The sequence below is a fragment of the Bacillus sp. DU-106 genome, from assembly GCF_004799705.1.
Taxonomy (GTDB): Bacteria; Bacillota; Bacilli; order Bacillales; family Bacillaceae_G; genus Bacillus_A; species Bacillus_A cereus.
In genome coordinates, this window is the sequence record NZ_CP026607.1 from 4268975 (window position 1) to 4291292 (window position 22318).

Consider the following 22318-nt stretch of genomic DNA (forward strand, 5'->3'; position numbering starts at 1 on the left):
GATTCAGTCATTTCCATTGTACTTGAAAACGCTCTATCAGAAAAGAGTAAACTACCACTTGTTAAAAATATTCCATAAATTCAGTTTATTGTTTTTTATTGTCATATCGCTTATTATTTCGATAATTATTAACGTTTCTCATCATATTTTTCGCTTTTCTACATATATTTTTGTATAGAATAAACAAAATTAATCGAAAAATCGAAAAATGAGCATTTGCAAATCAAAAGACAATTCTGTAAAATAAATTACAAGAAATTGTAATCGTTGCCGATAGCTAAATTTTAACAAAAATTAACAAAATAAAAAAGTTTACTTCACAATGGTGAAGTAAACTTAAAAAATAACCTATTCTAAGAAATCCTTAAGACGCTTACTACGGCTTGGATGTCTTAATTTGCGAAGTGCTTTTGCTTCAATTTGACGGATACGCTCTCTCGTTACGCCGAATACTTTCCCAACTTCTTCAAGCGTACGAGTTCGTCCATCATCTAAACCGAAACGAAGACGTAGAACATTTTCTTCACGATCTGTTAGCGTATCTAACACATCTTCTAATTGTTCTTTTAGCAATTCATAGGCTGCATGGTCCGCAGGCGATGTTGCTTCTTGGTCTTCAATAAAGTCACCTAAATGGGAGTCATCTTCTTCACCAATTGGTGTTTCAAGAGAAACTGGCTCCTGTGCAATTTTTAAGATTTCACGTACTTTTTCTGGAGCAAGATCCATTTCTTCACCAATCTCTTCAGGAGACGGTTCACGACCTAAATCTTGTAATAATTGGCGTTGTACACGAATTAACTTGTTAATCGTTTCAACCATATGAACTGGAATACGAATTGTTCGCGCTTGGTCTGCAATGGCACGTGTAATAGCTTGGCGAATCCACCAAGTTGCATACGTACTAAATTTGAAACCTTTACGATAATCGAACTTTTCAACAGCTTTAATTAGACCCATATTACCTTCTTGAATTAAGTCTAAGAAAAGCATACCACGGCCTACATAGCGCTTTGCAATACTTACTACAAGACGTAAGTTTGCTTCTGCAAGACGACGTTTCGCTTCTTCATCGCCTTCTTCAATACGCGTTGCAAGTCGAATTTCTTCTTCTGCAGATAGTAAGTCTACACGACCAATTTCTTTTAAATACATACGAACAGGATCGTTGATTTTAACCCCTGGTGGTACACTTAAATCATTGAGGTCAAACTCTTCTTCTGTTTTTGAAATTTGGCGATTATTAGGGCCTTCTTCGTTGTCATTATCACCAACTAAGTCAATGCCTTGTTCACCTAAATATTCATAGTATTCATCCATTTGATCGGATTCAATTTCAAATCCATTCATGCGTTCTGCAATCTCTTCATATGTAAGAACGCCACGTTTTTTTCCGAGCTCAGTGAGTTGTTCTTTCACTTGCTCAAGGGTCATTTCAGTTTCAATTTGTTTAGAACGAGCTGGTTTGTCAGCCATCTGTTCCCCTCCTTACGCGAGATACAAACATTCATTATACTAAAACTTTATCAAAAAAGCTATTTTCTCGCTTTTTGATTTTGTAAATATGCTACATAATATTTAGCAGCCTCTACAGGATCTGTTTTTTCCATTTGTTTCACTTTAAAGATGATCTCCATCTTTTCAAGTTTTTCCTGATGCCGTCTAAGCGTCTCCAAATGGCCTTGTAACACTTCTTCTGTGTATTCTGGATTAATAAATTCATCCGTCGAAATATCAGTGATAATATTTTTCAACTTTTCATCAGAGAGCCAACTTAAAAATGTTCCGACTGAAGGTTCATTTCCCTTTTCATAATATGCGTATAGTTCATATAAAATCCCTTTATGTTCTTCTGTATGAAAATCTTCTATATGGGATTCCATACGAACAGCTACTTCTGCACTTTGCAACATATGGTAAATAATTTCTCTTTCCGCTCTTTCAAAACCTGTTAACTTCGGTTTTGTTTGAACGACTTGAGACGGTTTAGCAACCTGCTTTATTTGTTTTTGCTGTACCTTTTGTTCTTTGCGATATTGGTGCAATTGATTCAAAAGTGTTTCCATTGAATACGAAAATTCTTGCGATAATGACTTCAAATATGACTCTGCCTGCATCGCATCTTGTAACAACGATAACTCTTTTAAAACACTTTTCACATATTCTTCTTTGCCAGACTCATCTTGCAAATTTTTCCCTAAACGCAAATAATTTATTTTAAAACCAACAAAACTCACACTTGATTTCACAAGATTTTCAAAAGCAGTAGTCCCATATTGTTGCACATATTCATCAGGATCAAGCTTATCTGGCAAGGATGTGACTTTCACTTGGCAACCAACTTTTAGCAATAATTGCCCTGCTTTCATCGTCGCTTCTCGCCCTGCTTTATCACCATCATAGCAAAGAACAACAGTTTCAACGTTACGTCGCAGAAGTTTTGCTTGTTCTTCAGTTAAAGCTGTTCCCATTGTCGCAACAGCTTCTTCCACACCACTTTTTACCGCAGCTAGTACATCGGCATATCCTTCGAAAAGAACCACTTGCCCACGCTTTCTAATAAATGGTCTTGCTTGGTGGAAGTTATACAACAATTTACTTTTGTGAAAAATCGGTGTTTCAGGACTATTTAAATATTTCGGAGTGTCATCTCCTAACGCCCTTCCACTAAACGCTATCACCTTACCTTGTAACGTATAGATCGGGAACATAACTCTTCCACGGAAGCGATCATAATGACTACCATCCTTCTCACTTCTTATTAGAAGGCCAGCTTGTTCCATAGTAGACAGCGATAAACCTCTTTTTTGTAAAATTTTCGTCGCTGCATCCCAAGCAGGTGATGCATAACCAATTTCAAACTTCTCAATCATCTCTTTCGTAATACCACGGTTTAATAAATATGAAAGTGCTTCATTTCCCTCTTCCGTATTTACTAATAAATGATGATAATACTTTTTCAATAATTCATGAGCTTGTTGCATGATGACAGTGTCATCAGATATGTCTTCTTGTTGTCCTTGCCCTGATGTATACTCTGCAACCGCAATTCCATTTCTTTCGCCTAGCTTTTGAACAGCCTCGGTAAAAGCCAGTCCTTCCATTTTCATTAGAAAGGAAAATACATTTCCACCTTCTCCACATCCGAAGCAATGAAAAATTTGCTTATCAGATGAAACAGAGAATGAAGGAGAATTCTCACCATGAAATGGACAAAGACCGAAATAGTTACGCCCCTGTTTTCTAAGTTGAACGTATTCACCAATGACTTCTACAATATCGGATGATGTCCGAATCTGTTCAACAACTTCTTCGGGAATTCTGTTCCCCATAACTCCATCTCCGTGTCGTATTTTGTATTCGATATAAATTAAAAAATTCCTTTATAATTCGACAATATTTTTCTAAACTTGTTAGAAAGTGTTGCCGATTACATTGTATAAACGATTTTGAACCTTTCCTATAGGTCCCTTATCTGTATAAATCGCATATACATACTTGCTATATAAAATTGTATACATTTGCTCATCTGTTACAAATGTATCTCTTAGAAACAATACATATACACCTTTTTACAAGAAGAGTAGCAAGCCACATATACTGTTTGATCTTGAGATTTGTAACTTTTTTATGTTGATCCATATAACAATCAACTACATTTTGTTCAGTATCTACAAAGATCCAATTGCCTTGCTATTTCCTTAAAGGATGAGCATATGATGCGACAAACAAAATTCCGACATGAAATTCCGCTCCAACTTGCACAATTTTAGCCTTCACGGGATATACATCTACACCAACTAATATGTTGTTGATGTTTTGCATATTTCTGTATTCTACATCCCTTCTGTGAATCCTTCCATAATGTGCGTTTTCTTGTATAGATTTTGTCGATTTAACGTAATTACATGTCTTTTTCGTAAATCCTATCCCTAGTTTATTCTGAAAAATTAAAGTCTAAACGTAAAATATAGGTTTTTATCACAATTTTTTATTATAATATATTTTCTTCAACTACGCTACATATCCCTTTATTTTTTCATCTTACATTTCAGGATGACAAACTCACACCTTGAATATACTAAAAGACAAAGGAGTATAAGTATAACCATTACACTACAATCTATTACAAAGTCCATAAGCACCATATTTCACACGAGCGAAAAAAGCACATTCACCTTTGGTAAATGTGCTAAAACATTTTTTGGTTTTGCACTGCATTCACAATAATATTTGCTGTTTCTTCAATCGCTTTATTCGATACATCGATTACTTGGCAATTTATTCTACTAATTACTTCCTCAAAGTGATCAATTTCTTCTTGAATACGATTAATATTTGCATATGTTGCTCCATCACTTAATCCAAGTGATTTTAATCGTTCTTTTCGAATATGATTTAACTTATCTGGCGTAATTTTCAAACCGAAACATTTTTCTTTTGCCACTTGATATAGTTCTTCAGGTGGGTCAACTTCTGGCACGAGTGGTACATTCGCAACTTTCAAGCGTTTGTTATGAGCTAAATATTGGGAAAGTGGTGTTTTTGATGTACGCGAAACACCAATCAACACGATATCTGCTTTTAAAATACCTCGTGCATCTCTGCCGTCATCATACTTCACAGCAAACTCAATCGCTTCAATCTTTTTAAAGTATTCTTCATCTAACCTACGGACAACACCTGGCTCATATCTCGGCACTTGCCCCGTAATTTCTTCAATTTGATCAATAAGAGGGCCGATAATATCGTATGCCTCTACCCCTTCTTTTGCAGCCTCTGTTACTAAATACTGGCGCATATCAGGCTTAACTAACGTAAAACATATAAGTGCTTGATTACTCTTAGCAATCGAAATCACTTCTTTTAATGTCCCTGTATCTTCTACATACGGTACACGTCTAATATCAGGAGCAAACGGGAATTGCCCCATTGCTGCTCGAACAACCAAATCAGCCGTTTCTCCTACAGAGTCAGATACGACATATACGATTTTATTATCCATTACATTACCTCACTTTAAACAAATTACACTTATTCGTTATTTACTAAATTTACAAACGCACGTGTAATATTTGTTTTTGTAATTCGCCCAATCACTTCTAAACCTTGTTTCGTATCTTTTACAACTGGCATTGCATCAATCTGTCTTTCTATTAATTCCATCGCAATATCATATAAAGAATCCTCTCTACGACACATCGCAATGTTTGGCATCCTTGTCATGATAATATTAACCGGAAGAGAGGTTAAATCCTGCTTTCCTAAGCTCGCTCTTAATAAATCTTTACGAGACACAACACCAACTAATAGAGTCATCTGATCTACAACGAACAATGTACCAACGTCCTCTAAAAACATCGTACAAATTGCATCGTATACGGAAACATTTTTATCAATTACAACCGGTCTAGATTGATAATCTTGTACTTTAATTTTCTTAACAGCTTCAGATAATAGCTGCCCCCCAGTTTTACCCGTATAAAAATAACCTACGCGTGGACGTGCTTCTAAATAACCAGCCATCGTTAAAATTGCTAAGTCTGGTCTTAGCGTCGCACGTGTTAGACCCAATTGCGCTGCAATTGATTCCCCTGTAATAGGACCGTGATCTTTTACAATCTGAATGATATGTTCTTGCCGTTTATTCAGCTCTATGATAATCACCACCTTTAATGCACAACGAAAAAAGTTATACTATCTCTTAAATATTATATACTAAATATGCTATTCGAAAAAGAAAGTATGTAAAAAGGACCGTATACGGCCCAAAATTATATTTGAAACTTATCAAGTTGTTCTAAAAAACGTCTTGATTTCAAATAAATTCCGCAATATTCATCATAATATGTATTCAATACTAAACGCATTTGTTTTTTTGTGCTATCCTTTACCGATACATTTCCGAGCCTATGTAAATCGAAATGGAAGAAAAGGCGTAATAATTTATGAACAGCTTCTCCTACCGGTATACGATATGGGTCTTGCTCTGCATGACGTGAGCACAGAAAACCGCCTTCCCTTACGGAGAAGGCGACAAAGTCTGTTTCTTGATGACAAATCGCACATGTATCAAAGTACGGGCGCATCCCTAATACCGGAAGCATTTTCGTTTGATAAATTAATGATAATACTTCTGGATCAACACCCTCACACATATAATGCAACGTTTGATATAACATTTCAAATAAATACGGATTATGTTTTTTATCTTCTGTTGCTTTATCAGTTAACTCAACAATAAATGATGCATAAGCAGTTAAAAATATATCCTCGCGAATTTCTTTCATAGTTGAAATAATCTCGCCTTGTTGCAATGTTCCAAGCCCAGATCCCATTTGAATTAGAAAATGGCCATGTGTCATTAATTGCGACACAGATGCTAATCGGCTTTTCGGTTTTTTTGCCCCTCTTGCCATTGCACTTACCTTACCAAGTTCTCTTGAGAATATTGTAACAATTTTGTTCGTTTCTCCGTAATCTGTCGTACGGATAACGATACCCTCAACTTTTTGAAACATGTTCGTCACCATCCAAGGTTTGAACAAAACGGGTCAAGAAATTGGAGAGTCTAGATGCGCTAGCTCCTCTTCATGTTGATCCATCTCATCGTTTACGTCTTTTTCCATTTCTTTCAAAAGCAAGTACGTTTCAATGCTTCCTGTTTTGGAGAAAAACTTCCAGGTAAAATCTAGCATAAGAATCCACCTTTCTCAATAAGCGTAGCCTATAAACCAATTTCCTTTGTTGTTATTAAATTGACCCATTTTGTCCATTTTCATGTGAGAAAAATTTTTCCTAATTTATCAAAGTTCATAAAAACCAATAATCAGTGGATGAACCAACCATCCACTGATTACAACTTTACTCTATTTTAGTACTCATCCTCGCGGAAACCTAGGTCACGAAGCTGAGACATTTTATTACGCCAATCTTTTTGCACTTTTACCCATACTTCTAAAAATACTTTAGAACCAAGTAGCGCTTCAATATCAAAACGAGCTCGCTTACCAACTTCTTTTAACATTTTCCCTTGTTTTCCGATGATGATTCCTTTTTGTGATGCACGTTCAACAACAATCGTTGCATTTATATAAACTGCCCCGCCCTCACGCTTTTGAATCGCATCGATAACAACAGCCACAGAATGCGGCACTTCTTCACGTGTTAAATGTAGTACTTTCTCACGAATAAGCTCTGCAATAATAAATCTCTCCGGATGATCCGTTACTTGATTCTCTGGATAGTATTGTGGTCCTTCTGGTAAATACTTTTTAATTGTTCCAATTAAAGCGTCCACATTATTACCGTCTAACGCAGAAATTGGTACAATCTCTGCAAATTCATGTAGTTTACGATATTGATCAATTAACTCTAGTAATTGCTCTGGATGAAGTTGGTCAATTTTATTAATGACTAAAAATACTGGTTGTTTCGTTTCTTTTAATTTCTCAATGATGAATTCCTCACCACGACCAAATCCTTCAACTGCATTAACCATAAACAGAACAATATCAACTTCTTTTAATGTCGTTTGAGCCATCTTTACCATGAAGTCGCCTAATTTATGTTTAGGTTTATGTATTCCTGGTGTATCAATGAAAATAACTTGTGCATCATTTTCTGTATATACACCTTGAATTTTATTACGAGTCGTTTGTGGCTTATCACTCATAATAGCAATTTTCTGGCCAATAATACGGTTTAAAAATGTAGATTTTCCAACATTCGGTCTGCCAATAATAGAGACAAAACCTGATTTATAACCTTTTCTATTCATGTAAATCCTCCGCTAAAAATGCTCCTGGTAACAATTCTCCGACTGTCGTCTCCTGAACGTCACCATGTAAGTTTGATAAGTATACTTTCGTATCCTGTTTACATAATTCTACCATAACTTGTCGACATGCTCCACAAGGAGGTACTGGGCGCTTTGTATCTGCTACAACCGCAATGGCTACAAATTCTTTATCTCCTTCAGAAACCGCCTTAAATAAAGCTGTTCTTTCAGCACAATTACATAAGCCATATGATGCATTCTCAACATTACATCCACGATATACTTTTCCACCGCGCGTTAATAATGCTGCACCTACTTGAAATTTAGAATATGGTACGTACGCTTGTTTACGCGCTTCGATTGCTTCTAGAATTAATTGTTTACTATTCATATTCCCGCATCCTTCCTGTTCACAGCTATGAAGAGATACACTCTCTCATTAAAGGCCCTTACAGCACTTCCAAAGCTTAATAAAAGCTTCGGAATGCAACTATACCATATACGGTAAAAAGATAATAGCACCAATTATAACAGCTATAATTGCAAACAATAAAACCGCTCCTGCCGCAACATCCTTTGCAATTTTTGCAAACGGATGAATATCGGCAGTCGCTAAATCTACCGTTTTTTCCACAGCCGTATTTACCATCTCTAAACTCATTACACTCCCTATTACAACAAGTAATATCATCCACTCTATTTTCGTAATATGGAAATAAAAGCCGCAGCATATAACAATGACTGCGGCTAAATAATGGATTTTCATATTTCGTTCATGACGAAAACAAAAGAATATACCAGCTATAGCATATCCAAAACTATCTATAAGTTTTCCTTTTTTCATCGTCCTAATCCAAAAGCTTCTAAAATTTCTTTTTGTCTTCCGAACATTTCTTTTTCATCTTCTTCTGTCATGTGATCATAACCAAGTAAATGTAAAAAGCCATGTAACGCCAAAAATCCAAGTTCACGATCGAAAGAATGTCCGTACTCTTCAGCTTGCTCTTTCGCCCTTGGAATAGAGATAATAAGATCACCTAACATGCGCGGCATCTCTGCGCCAACAATCTCCATTTCTCCTTCTCCCATCTCTTCCATAGCAAAGGATATTACATCTGTAGGTTGATCTTTATCTCGGTAATCACGATTAATTTCTCTAATGCGCTCATTATCTACAAATGTCACCGATACCTCCGCACCAGCCTCGATATTTTCCATTTGAGCTGCTTTTTCTAACACTTCACGAATTAAACTCATATACTCTTCTTTTACTTCTTCTGTTTCATCAATAAAATCAATTAACAAACTCATTCTTTCTCCTTTTCTTCCGGAGGTTCCGGATATGTAATACGCGAATGGAAAATACCATTTAACGTTTCACACAACGTTTTTCCAACGATTTGTAGTTCCTTAAACGTCAAATCACATTCACTAAATTGACCGTCTTGCAGTCGATCTTTAATAATACTTTGCACCAAATTATTAATTTGTTCTGGCGTTGGGTGATTCATAGAACGTACCGCAGCTTCTACACTATCAGCAATACCAACAATTGCCGATTCTTTCGAAGTTGCTTTTGAACCTGGATAACGGAACATCTCTTCTGTATATTTTTCTTTATCTTCTTTAATAGCTTTATAATAAAAATATTTCAGTAACGTTGTACCGTGATGTTGCCCAGCGATATCAATAATTTCTTGTGGAATATGATATTCTTCGAGCATTCTTACTCCATCCGTTACGTGAGCAATTATAATATCTTTACTTGTTACAGGATCTAATTTATCATGCGGGTTTTCAATTCCCATTTGGTTTTCAATAAAGAATTGCGGTTGTACTGTTTTTCCTACATCATGATAATATGCCCCTACACGCGCTAATACACCATTTGCCCCGACTGCTTCACAAGCAGCCTCAGAAAGATTCGCTACCATTACACTATGATGATATGTCCCTGGCGCTTCTAACAAAATTCTGCGTAAAAGTGGATGATTTGGGCTTGATAATTCCATAAGCTTCATACTTGATACGATTCCAAGTCCACTTTCTAAATATGGTAAAATCCCCATAGCCAAAACGGATGATATAATCCCTGAAAGTGAAGCCATTAATAATTGCGTACCAATTTCAAGAGGCGAAAAATTCCCATTACGTAATAATAAGAGCGCCGCCAATACGACTACATTTAATACAGAAACGAGTATACCAGCTTGTAAAATCATTGTACGACGATTTTTTTCTCGCAAGAAAATACTAACCGATAACGAACTTAACAATACGTAAATCCCTACACTATAATTTAATGTACTCGTTACTCCTTCATTAAACATAATACTTCCGCATACAGAAAAAATCATACTCGTTAAAAAGACAAATCGATCACCAATCATTAGTTTTACAAGTATTGTTCCCATCGCAACTGGGACAACATATGCAATCCCTGCGTATTCAAGTTTTTGAAACAAACTAATGATTTTCATTAAGACGATTGTGATAGACAAAATCGTAATATACGCTAAAACATACGGTCTATCTTCTCTTTTTCTCTTTAAAAATAATTCAAATTGTTTATGCATAAAGTATAGTAACACACCAATGAGTACCGCTAATCCAACATAAGGTTGAAAGCCGTTCCCTTTTTCTAACAAACCAACTAATTTCAACTGATTATACACATCACTTGAAATTGTTTCACCTTCTCTAACAAGAACTTGTCCTTGAAGAATATAAACAGGTGGAACTAAATCTTCCTCTGCTTTTCTCTTCTCTTTCGTTAAGATTGGGTCATAAAAATAGTTAGCTGAAATTGCATATCTTCCTAGCGCCTTAATTGATTCTTTTAAACCATTATCAACATTAACACTATTCATCTCACTTACATATCGTTCTTTCGCATCTTTCAATTCGTCCATTTTAATATGCTCAGTCATGATACTATTAATCGCTGTGACCGCAGCATCTTTCGCTAATACTAATTGGCTCGGATCTGCATTAATCAAATTCAGTAAGTTTGAATCAGATAACTCTTTCGTTAAGTCAGCGGGTAGTTTCTTTTTTAACTTGTCCACTTTCTCAGCATCAGTCATCTTTTTTTGATCATCCGGTCCAACAGCTTTAATCTCTTGCACCACTTCATCCACTTTAGCAAAGACGTCATTCACAATATCAACTTTGTTTTGTTTATACTCACTTTTATATGTATATTGATCTTCAACTTTTGTAGCGGCTTCTTTTTTCTTTTTATCCGTTGTAACTTTATCTTCAATTTTTATAGGAGAATGGATTGTCTTTTTCGCAATAGAATACATATTAACATCTAATTGTTCTGGTTTTACATTATTCATAAGCGCAAAAAACAGCACTGCTCCTAACACAACGTAAGAAATCCAACTTAGTTTTTTCGAATGTTGTAAATTACGAAACCACTTAGAAATTTCTTGAGATCTTGACATGATTTCAATACCTTCTCCTCTCCAGAAATAAAGTGAAACTATTTATAGCTTTCATTTCTTCTACCAAACGATACTTTGAGGCAATATTTTATACACTAGTACCAATAGTTTATTTTCCTTATCTTTCATGATAGTAAAAAATATGACGTTCGCCAACCTTATCATACAAAAAGAAATGATCCTGACAAATAGGATCATTCCATTTTATCATATGCCTCAATAATACGTTGCACCAATGGATGTCTCACAACGTCCGTTTGTTCTAATGTAATAAATGACAGACCTGATACACCAGATAAAATATTAGCAGCTATAGATAGCCCTGATTTTACCCCTTTTGGCAAGTCTACTTGTGAAGGGTCCCCTGTAATAACCATTTTAGAACTAAAACCTAATCTTGTTAAAAACATTTTTATTTGAGCACCCGTTGTATTTTGAGCCTCATCTAAAATAACAAATGAATCATCAAGCGTACGCCCCCTCATATAAGCAAGCGGAGCTATTTCAATTACTCCTCGCTCCATCATACGCTGCGTATATTCTTGTCCAAGAATATCATGTAAAGCATCATATAACGGGCGTAAGTATGGATCTACCTTCTCTTTCAAATCCCCTGGTAAAAAACCTAAATTTTCTCCAGCTTCTACAGCAGGTCTTGTTAAAATAATTTTCTTTACATATCCTTGTTTTAAAGCCCTCACAGCCATTACTACAGCTAAATATGTTTTTCCAGTTCCTGCAGGCCCTATCCCAAAGACAATATCATTCTTCTTCATCGCATGAATATATCTTCTTTGCCCCATTGTTTTTACACGAATGGATTTACCTTTTGCAGTCTTGAAAATTTCTTCCTCATATAACTCTTCAAATTGAGCAATTTTCCCTTGTTGTGCAAGCTGAATCGCATACGCAACATCTCTCTCTGAAATTGATATACTTTTACGAATTACAACAAGTAATTGCTGTAAGATTTTTTCTACGAGTGCCACCGTTTCAACTGCCCCAGATACATGAACAGTTTCTCCTCTAGTTACGATCGATACATTCAGTTCTCGTTCAATTACTTTTAAATGCGCATCATTAACTCCAAAAAGAGCGATTGCTTCGTTAGCATTTTCCAATTGTTGGTTCATTTCTACTAATTGTTCTGCCATTACTCAGTCTCCTTGAATATCGGATTCGGATATTGGTTGTGGCTCTGCAATATTTTCAACCACAGTATAATGCAATGTGACTTTTAGTTGATCCGCCTCAACCTCTTTACTCAAAATCTTATCACTTACAATCATAGCATGTTCATCCAATTTTTTCTTTAGTTCTTTTTCGGCCATCTCCTTCGCTACTTTCAGCGCTTGCTTTTCTGTATATTCTCGATTCGCTTCTTCCTCTTCTCTCACAACATCTTTTTCATATGCAATCGGCAGTGTAAAACCAAATAATTTCACATCATGCTTTACACTTTCAGTACGAGAGCGTTTATACTTATCATGCTGAAATCCCCATATTTTTATTTTCGTATCCCCGAATTTAAGAAAATGTTCATTGTATACATTACCAGTATACACTTGGAATTGCGTCTTTAACGGGACATCCACCTTAGATGTATACCACGTTTCGCCATATACAATACCTTTCGCTGAAACAATCGTCGGACTTTCCTCATTACCATATATTCCCGATACGAGAATCTGTCCTTTTTCTACATGATCATTTTTCAGTACAACCGGCTTTCCAACTTCTACAAACGTTTTTGTAATAATCGCTTCTTTTTTTGCTACTAAATTTTGCGGCCTTTGTTCCTTTTCTTTCTTCGGTTCGTTTTTTTCAACAATTTTAAAATGATAAGTCGTTCCCCTTACTTCTAGTCCCGCCCAAGTAATGGCATTAATATTATCTGTCAAATGGCGTTGTACATCTTCTACATTCGGCATTTGAAATTGTAGTTTCCCTTTTTTAATACCCATTTTATCCAATTCTTTCATCAATATATATTCTGTTTCAGGTTTAGCTCCTGTAATTTCAATTTTCCAAACCATATTTGACATTGCAATCACACCAAAAAAGAAAATTAAAAAACCAATTAAAAATCCACTGTTTTTAATTAAACGTTTATTCCAAAAAGGAAAACCATAACGTCCAATAAAATATAATTTACATTCATTTTTTCTATAAATTGGTTTTATTTTTTTCACATCGCGTAACAACATACAAAAAACTAACGTTTCATCAGCTATCTTTTTAACATCCCAAACTAATAAATTCCTCCGTACACATTCATTAACAAACCGTTCCGCTCCTCTACCTTCAATTCGCACTTTTACATATCCAAGCCACTTTATAAACCATTTATTTTTCATTTACCACCTTCACTACCTTTCTAAAAGTAGATATACTACTTTTTATTTGAAGCATTAAAATAGCTCGTACTAAAATAAAACAGAGTAAAACTGTAATCAGTCTCTATCAACGGAACTTTTACAGGATAAAGAAGAAAAACTTCACAAATGGAAGTTTCACTTCAATCACCTTTTTTTTCATTTTCTAAAAATGTTACTTGCTCAATTATCCCCTCGAGTAAAAGCTCTTCTGGAAGAATCGTTTTAATAACAAAGGATTGTCCTTTAATTAATAATTGACCGTGTTTTAAAAGCAATCGCACTTCTTTATCTGAAAACACTAATAACCCCCGATGATTTTCTATATAAATATGTATTTGCCCAACAAGAGTAATCCGAGGTAGATCCATTAATACATCCACTGGTAGGTCTACTTGTTTTGTCAACCAATTTTTCATTTGTTCTAATTTCTTCATCTCGAAAGACCCCCTCTCATCCCATATATATGTATTTTTTCACAAGTGCCTATCGTGTTATAACGACTTCACTAACATAACTATATTCTGCAAGAGTTCATATCATGTTAATTAAAACAGTCGCTATATGAAATCATATTTGTCAGGACAATGATGGATCAGAGGATGTTACCTTTAATAATAGAAGTATTAATACAAGAATATGCGCCCCTACAGGATATCAGTACAAGTTACATTAAGAAATTGAGCCTAGCGAGAAGTGGGAAACTTGAAAAAACCTGTTACAATTCGTTCTGGACGTGACATACTGACCATAGAATAAGTAGTTGTCATTTATTGGACAACTGAGATAAAGTAAAACTATAATCAATCCTCACCAATCGGGCTACCCGTTAATGCGGGATAAAATCAAAAAAAAAGAAAATTTCTTCACTCTGAATGTTACGTTGTAAGTAAGAATATTTTATAGATGGTTGTTATATGAATTTCAAAAAATATTAGGGTTCATTAAAAAATGAATTAATAAATGAGGAAATACGAAAGGAAATCGGCTTTGGTCAAGAAGTTTTGAATGTTATAAAACAAGTTACCGACAGTAATATCCAGCCATTTTATGCAACTGATGCAAAATCTAAAATAGTTAGAATCTCTTTCGTTACCTTTGAGGATTATGCTGAAGAGCAAGCTATAAAACTTCAATCTGAGTTTCAGAAGGCTCGGTACTTAGCTTTTATTCGCGAAAGAAGTTTTAGTCAAGGAAGTAAGAATAGGTGTAGAATCGGAATTATACAAGGAAATAATAAATTGAAACTTTAACTAGAGGGGTTTTTATCACTTACAGAAACGCTTTTTAAGCAATATAGCGTTTCGCCTTAATCAGAACAATAAAAAAACGTCTCATACGAAATGAGACGTTTTTTTATGCTAATAGCTGGATAACCAGCTTATTCACAAGTGATCCGTCTGTTTTACCTTTTACTTTCGGCATAACAGCAGTCATCACCTTACCCATATCTGCTTTAGAAGTCGCACCAACTTCAGAAATAACTTGCTTGATTACATCAACTAGTTCTTCTTCAGTTAATTGCTCTGGCAAATATGCGCTTAAAATCTGAATTTCACTTTGCAGTTTATTAACAAGGTCTTCACGACCAGCTTTTTTAAATTCAAGGAGGGAGTCCTTATACTGTTTTACTTCACGAGCTAAAACTGTTATTTCCTCTTCTTCAGTAAGAGTATGTTGCAGTTTAATACCTTCATTTTGTAAAGCAGCCTTAACCATACGAATAACGGTTAATTTTTCTTTTTGTTTATTCTTCATCGCTTGTTTCATATCATCGTTTAAACGACCGAGAAGACTCATAACTTACACCCTCTCTTAGAATTTACGCTTTCTTGCCGCTTCAGATTTCTTCTTACGTTTTACACTTGGTTTTTCATAAAACTCGCGCTTTCTTGCTTCAGCAAGTGTACCAGTTTTAGAAACCGATCTTTTAAAACGGCGAAGTGCATCCTCCAAAGACTCGTTTTTACGAACGACTGTTTTTGACATTCTCTTTCCCTCCCTCCGAAACATCACACTTACATACTAACTTCAGCATGCAAAAAGAAACACTTCTTCAGCATGTCTTTTACGATTATAATACATTTTATCACTTCAGGTCAACTATTTGGCAGAATAAAAGAAGAATAGAAGCATTTCCTTTTCAAAAGTTATGCAAATAACTAGTATCCTTCACTGATGAAGACAACTATATTTTTATCATTTCATCTTTTTTCATACAGGGATGCATGAAACGCCTCCCCACCTTCTATTACTTAACCGCTTCAAATAAAGAAAGCATGCAAACCGTTTCCGGTTGCACGCTCTTTTTATGCGCTAGCTGATTCTTTTTTCACATCATCTTCAAGAACACGAACAAATTGCGCTTCGTTATATGGATAACCAGCTTTCGTAATTTTCACTTTCACTAGCTTACCAATTAATTCTTCTGATCCTTCAAATACAATTTTCAAGTAGTTATCTGTATAACCTACATATAACCCTTCACGGTCGCCCTCTTTAAATTGCTCTTCCGGAATGATTTCAAGCACTTCACCTTCAAACGCTGATGCGTACTCTTTCGCTAATTGATTAGATAGCTCAATTAAACGATGAACACGATCGTTCTTCACATCTTCAGGAACTTGATCTTCCATGCGCGCTGCAGGTGTTCCTGTACGTTTTGAGTAAGGGAACACATGTAACTCAGAGAAGCGGTTCTCTTTAATGAAATTGTATGTTTCCATGAATTCTTCTTCTGTTTCACCTGGGAAACCAACGATTACGTCAGATGTAATCGCAAGGCCTGGTAACGCTTCTTTCAAACGATCTAAACGCTCTTGGAAGAATTCCATCGTATATTTACGACGCATACGTTTTAATACAGTATTAGAGCCAGATTGCAACGGAATATGCAAGTGGCGTACAACTACTTCAGATTTATCTAACACTTCAATTACTTCATCTGAAATTTGACTCGCTTCAATAGAAGAAATACGAAGACGTTTTAATCCGCCTACTTCCGCTTCCATATCACGAAGTAATCCAGCTAAGTTATAATCTTTTATGTCTTCGCCGTATCCACCTGTATGAATACCCGTTAATACGATTTCTTTATAGCCTGCATCCACTAATTGTTGCGCTTGTTTAATAACTTCTTTTCCATCACGAGAACGCATTAAACCGCGCGCCCAAGGAATGATACAGAATGTACAGAAGTTATTGCAACCCTCTTGTATTTTTAAAGACGCACGTGTACGATCCGTGAAATAAGGTACATCAAGTTCTTCGTACACACGTGTTTTCATAATATTGCGGACAGCATTAATTGGTTGACGCTCTTTACGGAATTCTTCGATGTAACCTAACATCTTTTCACGATCCTGTGTACCAACTACAATATCCACACCCGGGATCGCCATAATTTCAGCTGGAGATGTTTGTGCATAACATCCCGTTACACAAATAACTGCATCTGGATTTTGACGCACAGCACGTCTGATTACTTGACGGCTTTTTTTGTCCCCAGTATTCGTTACTGTACATGTGTTAATAACATATACATCAGCTTTCTTTTCATATTCTGTTCTTTCATAACCACCTTGTTTAAACAATTGCCAAATGGCTTCTGTTTCATAGTGGTTTACTTTACAACCTAACGTATGGAACGCAACAGTTGACATTGATCATCACCCCATCAATTCAAAATGATACGAAGCAGCACTTAACGCGTATAACGGCGCCGTTTCTGTTCTTAAAATTCTTGGTCCTAAACTACATGGTACAAATTTATGTTCACGAAGCGCTGTAATCTCTTCCTCAGCTAAACCGCCTTCTGGGCCAAATACAATCAATAGCTTTTGACCTGGTTTCATTGTCGTTAAAGCTTTCGCAAAATTAGATTTCTCGCCTTGTTTTGCTTCCTCTTCGTAAGCAACAAGACAAGCATCATACTCACCAATCATTGAAAGCAATTGCTTAAATGATGCTGGAGCATGTACTTCTGGAATTTCACTTCTATGTGATTGTTCCGCAGCTTCTTTCACAATTTTTCTTAAACGCTCAACTTTTTTATCAGCTTTTTTCGCATCCCATTTTACGATAGAGCGAGATGCTTGAAATGGTAAGAATGCAGCTGCCCCAAGCTCAGTTCCTTTTTGAAAAATTAACTCTAGCTTGTCTCCTTTTGGCAGTCCACTTGCAATCGTCACGAAAACAGGAAGTTCACTTGACGCCTCTACCCATTCTACAATAGCCGTATTAATAAATTCACTGGTAATTTCATCAATTGAACATACTGCTGTTTTTCCATTTACACAGCAATAAATATGATCACCAGCTGACATACGCATCACTCTTGCGATATGATGTACGTCATCACCTACAATGCGAATACTTGTCTCATTTACATATTTCTCTTCTACAAAATAACGTTGCATATAATCACCTTAGTAGAGTTTCGTTCCTTTCGTAAGTCAACACTTACGAAAAGAACGAAACGTTATCATTTTTCATATAACAAACGGCAAGTCCCTCACCTTATAGTGAGAGACTCCCCTTTTCATTATAGACTAAAATCTATATTACGCATTTCGTGCAATAATTGCTACCCAATCTTCCATTCGTAACACTTCTTCAATTGTAAATCCAGCTTTTTCTAGCGCCTCAGAAATTACTTTTTCCTTCGCAGCAATAATGCCCGATGTAATAAATAATCCACCTGACTTCACAACTCTTGCTGCATCTTCAGGGAATAATAGAATAATTTCTGCTAATAAGTTAGCTACGATTAAATCAACAGGACCTTCAATACCTTCTAAAAGACTATTTTGTCCAACAGACACGATATCATCTGTTTTATTTAAACGTACATTCATTTCTGCACTTTCAACCGCAACCGGATCTAAATCATACGCTTGAACAGAAGACGCACCTAATTTTGCTGCTGCAATACTAAGTACACCAGAACCTGTTCCTACATCAATAATAGCGTCACCTGGCTGTACTGTTTTTTCTAAAGCACGGATACACATCGTTGTTGTTGGATGAGTTCCTGTACCAAACGCCATACCCGGGTCTAATTCAATGATTTTTTCATCAGGAGAAGATGGTGTATATTCTTCCCAAGTCGGTACGATTGTGAATGTATCAGAAATTTGTACTGGATGGTAATATTTTTTCCAAGCAGTAGCCCAATCTTCTTCATTGACTTCGTTAACGGTAATATTTCCAGTACCAATTTCGATGTCGTAAGATGGAAGCACATCAATAGATGATTTTACACCTGCAATCGTTTCATGTAAAGAATCGGTTTGCGGGAAATATGCTTTTATTAATACACCTTCCGCCGGATATTCATCTGGATTCAATGCATAAATTTCACCATATTGTTGCTCGCGCTCTTTCGTTAACTCCGCTGGATCCTCAATCGCAACTCCGCTAGCACCAGCTTCATGTAAAATATGAGAGACAGCTTCTACTGCTTCTTCTGTTGTATGAATACTAATTTCTGACCATTTCACAATTTACCAACTCCATTTTTTATTTCCATTATTCCCCTTTGAAAGCACGTTTAAGCTTTCCGAATAAACTATCATCCTGCTCTTCTTGTCCTGCAAATTCACGTAATAAATCTTTTTGCTGTGAAGTCAATTTCGTCGGTACAACAACACGAACGACTACATATTGATCTCCTTGACCGTATCCACGTACGTTCGGAGCACCTTTTCCTTTTAAGCGGAACTCTGTTCCAGTTTGTGTTCCTGCTGGGATTTTCAACTTTACTTTACCATGAACAGTAGGGACTTCCACTTCAGCACCAAGTGCCATTTGTGCAAATGTTAATGGCATTTCGCAAATAATGTGGTCTCCTTCACGCTCGAAGAATTCATGATTTCTTACATGAACAACAACATATAAGTCTCCTGCTGGTCCGCCATTTACGCCGGCTTCACCTTTTCCAGACACACGAATTTGTTGACCATTATCAATACCCGCTGGAATTTTAACATTAATTTTTTTACGTTTACGAACTTTACCTGAACCGTGACATGTCGTACATTTTTCTTTAATAATTTGTCCAGTTCCTGAACAATGACCACAAGCTTGACGGTTTACGATACGACCAAACGGTGTGTTTTGTTCAACACTCACTTGACCAGAACCTGAACAATGTTTACATGTTTCTTTTGAAGTTCCTGGTTTTGCTCCACTACCTTTACAAGTATCACATGGATCTTCTACTGGAATTTCCACATTTAATTCCTTACCAAAAATAGCTTCTTCAAAATCTAAAGTGACTTGATATTGTAAGTCAGCGCCTTGGCGCGGAGCATTTGGATCACGACGTCTGCCGCCGCCACCGCCAAAGAAAGAACTAAATATATCTTCAAAACCGAAGCCACCGCCGAAGTCTCCTCCGCCGCCAAATCCACCGAATCCTTGATTTGCACCAGCATGACCAAATTGATCGTACTGCGCACGCTTTTGATCATCACTTAACACTTCGTATGCTTCTTGTACTTCTTTAAACTTTTCAATTGCATTTTCTTCTTTGCTTACGTCTGGATGGTATTTTTTAGCCAAACGACGATACGCTTTTTTTATTTCATCTGTTGAAGCGCCCTTGCTAAGTCCAAGGACCTCATAATAGTCTCGTTTACTCATAAATTTACAACCCCCGAATCTTTCACATAAACGTAATTTTAACACCGAAAGAAAGTGCTTTGCAACAAAGTTTCCTCACTTACAGTATGCAAAGCGAAAAACTTAAGATCCTCACACATCGCTTCTCATTCGTGAAAAAAGCCAAAGTCAAGGCACGCTTGACTTTGACTTTTTGTCATCTTACTTATTATGTTTACAGTTGAATTACTTGTCTTCTTTTACTTCTTCAAACTCAGCATCAACTACATTGTCTTTCTTCGCGCTAGCGTCTTGTGCACCTTGCGCACCTTCTGCTTGACCAGCAGCTGCTTGAGCTTGCTCGTATAATTTAACAGTTAATTGTTGTACGATTTCTTGTAAAGCATCTTTTTTCGCACGAATTTCTTCAAGCTCGTTTTTCTCGATTGCAGCTTGTAATGCTTCTTTCGCTTCTGTTGCTTTTGCAACTTCAGCTGCATCTACTTTACCTTCTAAATCTTTTACAACTTTGTCTGTTTGGAATACAAGTTGGTCAGCTTCATTACGAAGTTCAACTTCTTCCTTACGTTTTTGGTCAGCGTCAGCATTTGCTTCCGCTTCTTGTACCATACGTTCTACTTCTTCATCAGAAAGACCTGAAGAAGATTGGATTGTAATAGCTTGCTCTTTGCTTGTTCCTAAGTCTTTCGCACGTACGTTAACGATACCGTTCGCATCAATATCGAATGTTACTTCGATTTGTGGAATACCACGTGGTGCTGGTGGAAGGTCAGTTAATTGGAAACGACCTAACGTTTTGTTGTCAGCTGACATCGGACGCTCACCTTGTAATACGTGAATGTCTACTGCTGGTTGATTATCAGCAGCTGTCGAGAATACTTGTGACTTACTTGTTGGAATTGTAGTGTTACGCTCGATTAATTTCGTGAACACGCCACCCATAGTTTCAATACCTAAAGAAAGTGGAGTTACGTCTAATAATAGAACGCCTTCTACATCACCAGTAAGTACGCCACCTTGAACTGCAGCACCTAATGCTACAACTTCATCAGGGTTTACACCTTTATATGGCTCTTTACCAGTTTCACGTTTAATAGCTTCTTGTACAGCTGGGATACGAGTAGATCCACCAACAAGAATAACTTTATCTAATTCGCTTGGAGCAAAACCAGCGTCTTTTAATGCACGACGAGTTGGCTCTAATGTTCTTTCAACAAGACCTGCTGAAAGCTCTTCGAATTTCGCTCTTGTTAACGTTAATTCTAAGTGTAATGGACCAGCAGCTCCAGCACTAATGAATGGTAATGAAATTTGAGTTTGTGTTACACCAGAAAGATCTTTTTTCGCTTTTTCAGCTGCATCTTTCAAGCGTTGAAGCGCCATTTTATCTTGACTTAAATCAATGTTATTTTCTTTTTTGAACTCAGCTACTAAGTGATCGATGATAACTTGGTCAAAGTCATCGCCACCAAGACGGTTGTCACCAGCAGTTGAAATAACTTCGAATGTGCCGTCTGCTAACTCAAGGATAGATACGTCAAATGTACCGCCACCTAAGTCATATACTAAGATTTTTTGTTCTTCGTCTTGTTTTTCTAAACCGTAAGCAAGTGCTGCTGCTGTTGGCTCGTTAATGATACGCTCAACTTCTAAACCAGCGATACGACCAGCATCTTTCGTTGCTTGACGCTCTGCATCGTTGAAGTATGCAGGTACTGTAATAACAGCTTTCGTTACTGTTTCACCTAAGTATGCTTCAGCAGAAGCTTTTAAATTTTGTAAAATGATTGCAGAAATTTCTTGAGGTGTATAATCTTTACCTTCAACTTCTACTTTGTAGTCTGTACCCATATGACGTTTAACAGACATGATTGTATTTGGGTTTGTAATTGCTTGGCGCTTTGCAACTTCCCCAACTTGACGTTCTTCATTTTTGAAAGCTACAACAGAAGGTGTTGTACGGTTCCCTTCTGGATTTGGGATAACCTTTGGTTCTCCACCTTCCATAACAGCTACACAAGAGTTTGTTGTACCTAAGTCAATACCGATAATTTTACTCATGGCGAATCCTCCTAGTTTTATGTAAA

At 36.4% G+C, this 22318-nt stretch carries 22 protein-coding genes; all 22 read right to left on the reverse strand.

Annotated elements, in window-relative coordinates:
• Positions 1–348: 348 nt before the first annotated feature.
• On the reverse strand, positions 349–1476 hold the full coding sequence (gene rpoD / locus C3Y97_RS21710; protein WP_000764065.1) for an RNA polymerase sigma factor RpoD: 1128 nt from the start codon (positions 1474–1476) through the stop codon (positions 349–351).
• 59 nt (positions 1477–1535) lie between these two features.
• Positions 1536–3332 (reverse strand): DNA primase, encoded by a 1797-nt coding sequence (gene dnaG, locus C3Y97_RS21715; RefSeq protein WP_000528223.1) that lies wholly within the window; start codon positions 3330–3332, stop codon positions 1536–1538.
• Between the two features lie 81 nt (positions 3333–3413).
• Entirely contained in the window at positions 3414–3557 is a 144-nt protein-coding gene (locus tag C3Y97_RS27910; RefSeq protein WP_000479734.1) for a hypothetical protein, read from the reverse strand.
• A 635-nt stretch (positions 3558–4192) separates the two neighbouring features.
• Positions 4193–5005, reverse strand: a complete 813-nt coding sequence (locus tag C3Y97_RS21720; RefSeq protein WP_000368945.1) for a pyruvate, water dikinase regulatory protein — start codon at positions 5003–5005, stop codon at positions 4193–4195.
• 29 nt (positions 5006–5034) lie between these two features.
• A complete protein-coding gene (gene ccpN / locus C3Y97_RS21725; protein WP_000583756.1) occupies positions 5035–5667 on the reverse strand; it encodes a transcriptional regulator CcpN in 633 nt (210 codons plus the stop codon).
• Between the two features lie 107 nt (positions 5668–5774).
• The gene (gene recO / locus C3Y97_RS21730) at positions 5775–6521 is read right to left on the reverse strand and encodes a DNA repair protein RecO (protein ID WP_000487009.1); all 747 of its coding nucleotides are present in this window, start codon (positions 6519–6521) and stop codon (positions 5775–5777) included.
• 33 nt (positions 6522–6554) lie between these two features.
• Entirely contained in the window at positions 6555–6698 is a 144-nt protein-coding gene (locus C3Y97_RS21735) for a YqzL family protein (protein WP_000883924.1), read from the reverse strand.
• 176 nt (positions 6699–6874) lie between these two features.
• Positions 6875–7780, reverse strand: a complete 906-nt coding sequence (gene era, locus C3Y97_RS21740) for a GTPase Era (protein ID WP_001080230.1) — start codon at positions 7778–7780, stop codon at positions 6875–6877.
• The gene (locus C3Y97_RS21745; RefSeq protein ID WP_001086285.1) at positions 7773–8171 is read right to left on the reverse strand and encodes a cytidine deaminase; all 399 of its coding nucleotides are present in this window, start codon (positions 8169–8171) and stop codon (positions 7773–7775) included. The genes era and C3Y97_RS21745 overlap by 8 nt, the downstream gene beginning before the upstream one ends.
• 99 nt (positions 8172–8270) lie before the next feature.
• On the reverse strand, positions 8271–8624 hold the full coding sequence (locus C3Y97_RS21750; RefSeq protein ID WP_000715466.1) for a diacylglycerol kinase family protein: 354 nt from the start codon (positions 8622–8624) through the stop codon (positions 8271–8273).
• Positions 8621–9091 carry an rRNA maturation RNase YbeY gene (gene ybeY, locus C3Y97_RS21755; protein WP_136363636.1) on the reverse strand — a complete coding sequence of 157 codons (471 nt, stop codon included), beginning with the start codon at positions 9089–9091 and terminating at the stop codon, positions 8621–8623. Before ybeY ends, C3Y97_RS21750 begins: the two co-directional genes overlap by 4 nt.
• Positions 9088–11232: an HD family phosphohydrolase gene (locus tag C3Y97_RS21760; protein ID WP_000091509.1), complete on the reverse strand. Its 2145-nt coding sequence runs from the start codon at positions 11230–11232 to the stop codon at positions 9088–9090. Before C3Y97_RS21760 ends, ybeY begins: the two co-directional genes overlap by 4 nt.
• Before the next feature lie 194 nt (positions 11233–11426).
• Positions 11427–12386 carry a PhoH family protein gene (locus tag C3Y97_RS21765; protein WP_000840501.1) on the reverse strand — a complete coding sequence of 320 codons (960 nt, stop codon included), beginning with the start codon at positions 12384–12386 and terminating at the stop codon, positions 11427–11429.
• 3 nt (positions 12387–12389) lie between these two features.
• Complete coding sequence (yqfD, locus tag C3Y97_RS21770) at positions 12390–13589, reverse strand: sporulation protein YqfD (RefSeq protein WP_000792498.1); 1200 nt, start codon at positions 13587–13589, stop codon at positions 12390–12392.
• Positions 13590–13750: 161 nt separating this feature from the next.
• Positions 13751–14044, reverse strand: coding sequence for a sporulation protein YqfC (yqfC, locus tag C3Y97_RS21775; protein WP_000732269.1), 294 nt, complete (start codon positions 14042–14044; stop codon positions 13751–13753).
• Positions 14045–14963: 919 nt separating this feature from the next.
• Positions 14964–15407 (reverse strand): GatB/YqeY domain-containing protein, encoded by a 444-nt coding sequence (locus C3Y97_RS21785; RefSeq protein ID WP_000054562.1) that lies wholly within the window; start codon positions 15405–15407, stop codon positions 14964–14966.
• Positions 15408–15422: 15 nt separating this feature from the next.
• Complete coding sequence (gene rpsU, locus C3Y97_RS21790) at positions 15423–15596, reverse strand: 30S ribosomal protein S21 (protein ID WP_000048061.1); 174 nt, start codon at positions 15594–15596, stop codon at positions 15423–15425.
• A 320-nt stretch (positions 15597–15916) separates the two neighbouring features.
• Positions 15917–17269 carry a tRNA (N(6)-L-threonylcarbamoyladenosine(37)-C(2))-methylthiotransferase MtaB gene (mtaB, locus tag C3Y97_RS21795; RefSeq protein ID WP_000108680.1) on the reverse strand — a complete coding sequence of 451 codons (1353 nt, stop codon included), beginning with the start codon at positions 17267–17269 and terminating at the stop codon, positions 15917–15919.
• 6 nt (positions 17270–17275) lie between these two features.
• Entirely contained in the window at positions 17276–18025 is a 750-nt protein-coding gene (locus C3Y97_RS21800; RefSeq protein ID WP_088321961.1) for a 16S rRNA (uracil(1498)-N(3))-methyltransferase, read from the reverse strand.
• A 144-nt stretch (positions 18026–18169) separates the two neighbouring features.
• Complete coding sequence (prmA, locus tag C3Y97_RS21805; protein WP_000872097.1) at positions 18170–19108, reverse strand: 50S ribosomal protein L11 methyltransferase; 939 nt, start codon at positions 19106–19108, stop codon at positions 18170–18172.
• A 28-nt stretch (positions 19109–19136) separates the two neighbouring features.
• Complete coding sequence (gene dnaJ, locus C3Y97_RS21810; RefSeq protein WP_000043946.1) at positions 19137–20252, reverse strand: molecular chaperone DnaJ; 1116 nt, start codon at positions 20250–20252, stop codon at positions 19137–19139.
• Between the two features lie 204 nt (positions 20253–20456).
• Entirely contained in the window at positions 20457–22292 is a 1836-nt protein-coding gene (gene dnaK / locus C3Y97_RS21815; protein WP_136363637.1) for a chaperone protein DnaK, read from the reverse strand.
• Positions 22293–22318 lie beyond the last annotated feature (26 nt).